At 71.7% G+C, this 5,648-nt stretch carries 6 protein-coding genes; 5 read left to right on the top strand and 1 reads right to left on the bottom strand.

What is annotated here, in order from left to right; all coding sequences use genetic code 11:
* The first annotated feature begins 242 nt into the window (after positions 1–242).
* From ABZ646_RS38710 to ABZ646_RS38730, 5 genes are all read left to right on the top strand, one after another.
* A complete protein-coding gene (locus ABZ646_RS38710; protein WP_360530044.1) occupies positions 243–923 on the top strand; it encodes a DUF2071 domain-containing protein in 681 nt (226 codons plus the stop codon).
* Positions 924–1,038: 115 nt separating this feature from the next.
* Entirely contained in the window at positions 1,039–2,253 is a 1,215-nt protein-coding gene (locus ABZ646_RS38715) for a carbohydrate-binding protein (protein WP_360530029.1), read from the top strand.
* A 128-nt stretch (positions 2,254–2,381) separates the two neighbouring features.
* Positions 2,382–3,158, top strand: a complete 777-nt coding sequence (locus ABZ646_RS38720; RefSeq protein WP_360530032.1) for a polysaccharide lyase family 7 protein — start codon at positions 2,382–2,384, stop codon at positions 3,156–3,158.
* Positions 3,159–3,281: 123 nt separating this feature from the next.
* Positions 3,282–3,734 carry a hypothetical protein gene (locus ABZ646_RS38725; RefSeq protein WP_360530035.1) on the top strand — a complete coding sequence of 151 codons (453 nt, stop codon included), beginning with the start codon at positions 3,282–3,284 and terminating at the stop codon, positions 3,732–3,734.
* Between the two features lie 154 nt (positions 3,735–3,888).
* On the top strand, positions 3,889–4,866 hold the full coding sequence (locus ABZ646_RS38730) for a hypothetical protein (protein ID WP_360530038.1): 978 nt from the start codon (positions 3,889–3,891) through the stop codon (positions 4,864–4,866).
* 221 nt (positions 4,867–5,087) lie between these two features.
* Here the strand turns inward: ABZ646_RS38730 and ABZ646_RS38735 are convergent.
* Positions 5,088–5,648 (bottom strand): biotin/lipoyl-containing protein (locus ABZ646_RS38735; RefSeq protein WP_360530041.1); only part of this gene is annotated, 561 nt, incomplete at its 5' end.

Consider the following 5,648-nt stretch of genomic DNA (forward strand, 5'->3'; position numbering starts at 1 on the left):
GACGCCGGCCCTGCGGGAGATGTCAGCCGCTCTCGGTGCGCAACTCTCGCGAGGGTCAGCCGGCAGGCTGATGCAAGGGCAGGTGTGCACGAGGAGACCCGGCCCGTTCCGCCGGGTGTGCCCGAGCAGTGCCCCGGAACGCTCCTGCCGGACCGCACTGGCGTGCTATCACCGGTGCCATGGAGACCGCGGCGACCGAGCCCACAACCCCGTCCACCCCGCGGCCCGTGCGATGGCCGACGATGGTGCAGCAGTGGCACCAGCTGACCTTCCTGCACTGGCCGGTGGAGCCGGAGCACGTGGCAGGACTGCTGCCCGCCGGCACCCGGCCGGACACCCTGGACGGGGTCACCTACGTCGGGCTCGTCCCGTTCCTGATGCGGGGCACCGGCTTCGGGCCGGGCCCGGGGCTGCCGTACCTGGGCACCTTCTGCGAGACGAACGTACGGCTGTACTCGGTGGACGGGCACGGCCGGCGCGGGGTGGTGTTCAGGTCGCTCGACGCGACCCGGCTGATCCCGGTGCTGGTGGGCCGGATGGGGTTCGGGCTGCCGTACGTCTGGTCCGCGATGCTCCTGCGCCGCGAAGGCGATGTGATCACCTACACCTGCCGGCGGCGGCGCCCGGCGGCCGCGAGCCGGGCGGTCGTGCGGATCGGAGCGCCGATCGCCGAGCCCTCGCCGCTGGAGCACTTCCTGACCGCGCGCTGGGGGCTGCACGTGACCTGGCACGGCCGTACCGCGCACCTGCCGAACGAGCATGCGCCCTGGCCGCTGCACCGGGCGGAACTCCTCGGGCTGGACGACGAGCTGGTGGCGGCGGCGGGCCTGCCTGCGATGGCCGGGCCGCCGGTCAGCGTGCTCTGGTCACCCGGTGTGAAGGTGCGGTTCGGGACGCTGGAACTGCTCCGTCCGGCCGAGTAAAGAAATCGCATGGTCTAGTCCAAAGGGGGCTTTGGTCCAGTCCAATTCATTGACGTGAGCGCGACAGCTTCGGAAGCTGGGACCCACCCCACCTCCCCGCCCCCTGGAGGCACCAGTGAGACCCCTTCGCGCATGTCTGGGCGCGGCCGCCGCCGTCACCCTCGCCGCCGCCGGCACCACCGCGCTCGTCGCGAGCAACGCCTCGGGCGCGACCACCGCGCTGAGCAACCGGTGGTACGCGGCCGCCCCCTATCTGATGCCGCTGGACAACAACCCGCCGGACGCGGCCGCCATCATGGACGCCACCGGCCTCAAGGCCTTCCAGCTGGCGTTCGTCCTGGCCCCGAACGGCGGCGGCTGCTCGCCCACCTGGGGCGGCACGGCGGCGGTCTCCTCGGACACCGCCGTCCAGTCGGTGATCAACACGATCCGGGCCAAGGGCGGCGACGTCTCCGCCTCCATCGGCGGTTACGGCGGCACCAAGCTGGGCCAGACCTGCGCGGACGCGGCCTCCACCGCGGCGGCCTACCAGCAGGTCATCACCAAGTACGGGCTGCACGCCATCGACTTCGACCTGGAGGAGCCGGAGTACGAGAACACCGCGGCGATCAAGAACGAGATCGGCGCCGCGAAGATCCTCCAGCAGAACAACCCGGGCCTGTACGTGTCGGTGACGACGCCCGGCACGGCGGACGGCACCGGGTGGTTCGGCAAGCAGATGCTGCTGGAGGCGAAGTCGCAGGGGTTCACGCCCGACAACTTCTCCATCATGCCGTTCGACGGCGGCTTCAGCGGGGCCGCCTCGCAGACCGGCGCGCTCACCAACTTCAACTCGATCCTGCAGTCCACCTTCGGCTGGGACCAGGCGACCGCCTACGCCCACGAGGGCTTCTCGGGGATGAACGGGCGCAGCGACACCGGCGAGTACTTCACCCAGGCCGACTTCCAGACCGTGCTCGACTACGCGACGAGCCACAACATGGACCGCTTCACGTTCTGGTCCCTGAACCGCGACCGCCCGTGCACCCCGGTCGACAACAACGGCACCACGTCCGGGACCTGCTCCAGCGTGGCGCAGGGCGCCTGGGACTTCGCCAAGTACTCGGTGAAGTTCGCCGGAGTCACCCCACCGACCACCACCCCCACCCCCACGCCGACCCCGACACCCACGCCCACCTCGTGCAAGACCGCCTGGAGCGCGACCGCGGTGTACACGGCCGGGAACGAGGTCTCGTACAACAGCCACAACTGGAAGGCCAAGTGGTGGACCCAGAACGAGGTGCCCGGCGCCTCGGAGTGGGGCCCCTGGCAGGACGAGGGCGCCTGCTGAACCCTTGACGGGGCTGGTCCGGACCTTTAGCTTCACGGGTCATCGACGGTTACGGATGCATCCGGAGTTCACCCACATGAACCTCGTCGGGTGGGCTCCGGAGCAGCCCTCTGACGAAAGGACCCCCCGTGAACCCTTCCCGGCTGCTCGCGACGCCCGCCGCCGCGGGCCTCGCCCTCGCTCTCACCGTCCTGTCCGGCGGCCGCGCGGACGCGGCGAACCCGGGCGTCGCGCCCGGCGGCAACTTCGACCTGTCCGTATGGCAGCTCCAGGAGCCGGTCGGCTCCCCCGGCTCGCCCACCACCATCCCCTCGTCCCGGCTGCAGGGCGCGAACGGCTACCAGGACGCGTACTTCTACACCGACACCCGCGACGGGGCGATGACCTTCTGGGCACCCGAGAAGGGCGTCACCACCCCGAACTCCAGCTACGCCCGCTCCGAACTGCGCGAGATGAACCGGGACGGCAGCGCCGCCGACTGGTCGCTGAGCGGCAGCCACAGGATGAGCGCGACACTGCGGGTGGTCTCGGTGACCAAGAACGTGTGCGTGGGCCAGATCCACCTCGGCACCGGCGGCTCCTCCACCAAGCCGCTGCTGGAGCTGTACTACCACTCGGGCGGCGACATCGTGCTGGGCACCGAGAACTCCCCGGACGGCGGCCAGACCCCGCACAGCGTGGGCCACGTACCGATCGGCAAGACCTGGACGTACACCATCGCGGTCTCCGGCGGGAACACCATCGACCTGACCGTCAACGGCACCACGACCCACTACGCCATACCGTCCTCCTTCCACCAGTACAAGCAGTACTTCAAGGCGGGCTCGTACAACCAGTCGTCCTCCGACAGCACGACCGACGGCGCCCGGGTCGCGTTCTACGGCCTGACCGTCAAGCACGGCTGAATCCGCGCGCACCGGAACCGGCACTTCACCCTTCTGGGCGGTGATTACTCCGCAAGTGGTACATCTCGCGCGACGGTCGTAGCGTCGAAGAGAACATGTACGGCGGAACGGGCGGGAGCGACCATGCGCAGACCAGTGCTGGGAACGGTGATCGGACTCGGGGCGGCCCTGCTGCTCACGGCAGGCATGACGACGGCCTCCGCGACGCCGCCGACGCCGGCCGCGCCGCGGGCGGCCCGGCACCCCGTACTCGTCGACTGCCTGTGGCACCAGCGGTACCGGCCCGCCGACTTCATCCTGGCGTGCGGCGACGGCAACAGCCGGCTCGCCGGTATGCACTGGGTCCGGTGGAACGACAACAGCGCGGTCGCCCAGGGTGTGAACTGGGTGAACGACTGCAAGCCGTACTGCGCGGCCGGTACCTTCCACCGCTACCCCGTGACGGTACGGCTCGACCGCCCGACGGCGTGGAAGAAGCACCCGGACGTCCAGCAGTTCACGCGGCTGAGCATGACCTACTCCGGCGCGAGGCCGGAGGGATTCACGCAGGTCATGACCATCCCGCTGTGGTACTGAGCGCAACCGTCACCCGGCTGCGCGGCATGCGGGGCCACGTCGTGCGCCGGGCGGGCGACGTCCCGGCCGGGGCTGACCTCGCAAGGGGCCGAGGGGCCGTCATTTTGGTGTGACCGGTACGCCGGAGCCCTGCGCTCCCGTCGAAAGAGGTCACATGCCCCGATTCCCCCGCACGGCCGTGGTCGCCCCGGCCGCGCTCGTGATCGGCCTGCTCGCGACGGCTCCGGCCGCGAGCGACGAGCCGCTCGTCTCGAACCCCCGTGTCATCGCGCACTTCGATCTGGCCGCCGGCCAGACCCCCGAGAACGTCGTCGCCGAGCGCGGCGGCTCGGTCGACGTGTCCTTCGCGTTCGCCCGGCAGGTCGCCAGGGTCACCCGGGAGCGCAGGGTCCGCGTCCTCGCCACCCTGCCGGCCGAGCGCAGCCCCCGCACTCCCCTGCTGAACAGCGCCGTCACGCTCGGCCTGGCCCGCGCCCACGACGGCACGCTGTACGTCAACTACGCCACCGGCACCGGCAGGACCGGCATCTGGCGCGTCCCGGCCGGGGGCGGCACGCCCGAGCAGATCGCCGCACTGCCGTCGGACGGCCTGCCCAACGGTCTGGCCCTCGACGAGCGGCACGGTGTGCTCTACGCCGCCGACTCGGTGCTCGGCACCGTGTGGCGCGTCCCGCAGGCGGGCGGCACCCCCACGGCGTGGGCCACGGGCAGCGCCCTGGCCCACCTGCCGGGCCCGGCCGGCGGGTTCGGGGCCAACGGCGTCAAGGTCCACAAGGACGCGGTCTGGGTGACCGACAGCGACCTGGGAACCCTGCTGCGCATCCCGGTGGGCGAGGACGGCTCGGCGGGGACCGTCGAGACGAGGGCGACGGGCCTCACCGGCGTCGACGACTTCGTCTTCCCCGGGCACTCCGACCTCGTGCTCGCCGCGCTGAACCCCTCCAACGAGGTCGTCCTGGTCCGCCCGGACGGCACCCGCGCCACCGTCCTCACGGTGCAGGAGGGCCTGTCCAACCCGACCTCGCTGGCGGTGCAGGGCCGGGACGTGTACGTGGCCGGCGCCGCCTACCTCACCCAACGCGACCCGAACCTGCTGAAGGCGCGACTGCGCGCCCACTTCGTCCGCTCGTAGCGGGGGACGCGGCGACCGGGGCAGGTACGGTGGCCGACGCCGCGTACGCCGCGGTGGGCTCGCGCCGTCGCGGACGCCGGGATCACCGCGTCAACCGCGGCGCGCACAGCGGCGACGCAGGGGCGGGTGCGCTGTCGCGGTCGCCGGGGAGACCGCGACAGCCGTGGCGTGGCCGTGGATGGGCTGGGCGGGGGCTGGTGCGTCGCTCGCCGTCTTCGGGGTCAGGCGATCTCGACCAGCAGGTCGCCGCCCTCCACCTGCTGGATGCGGTTGATGGCGAGCCGGGAGACCCGGCCCGCCTTCGGGGCGGTGATGCTGGCCTCCATCTTCATGGCCTCGATCGTGGCGACCGTGGCCCCCGCCTCGACCTCCGCTCCCTCGGTCACCGCGAGGGTGACGACTCCGGCGAACGGGGCCGCGACATGCCCCGGGTTGCCGCGGTCGGCCTTCTCGGTGGCCGGGATGTCGGAGGCCGCGGCGCGGTCGCGGATCTGGATCGGCCGCAGCTGGCCGTTCAGGCTCGACATCACCGTGCGCATACCGCGTTCGTCGGCCTCGCCGACGGCCTGCAGCTCGATCAGCAGCCGGACGCCGGGCTCCAGGTCGACCGCGTACTCCTTGCCCGGGCGCAGCCCGTAGAAGAAGTCCTTGCTGTCGAGGACGCTGGTGTCGCCGTAGGTCTGGCGGTGGGCCTCGAACTCGCGGGTCGGGGCCGGGAACAGCAGCCGGTTGAGGGTCGTGCGGGGCTCCTTGGCGAGGCCCTCGCGGTCCTCGGTGGACAG

Source organism: Streptomyces sp. NPDC007162 (genome assembly GCF_040634175.1).
Lineage (GTDB): Bacteria > Actinomycetota > Actinomycetes > Streptomycetales > Streptomycetaceae > Streptomyces.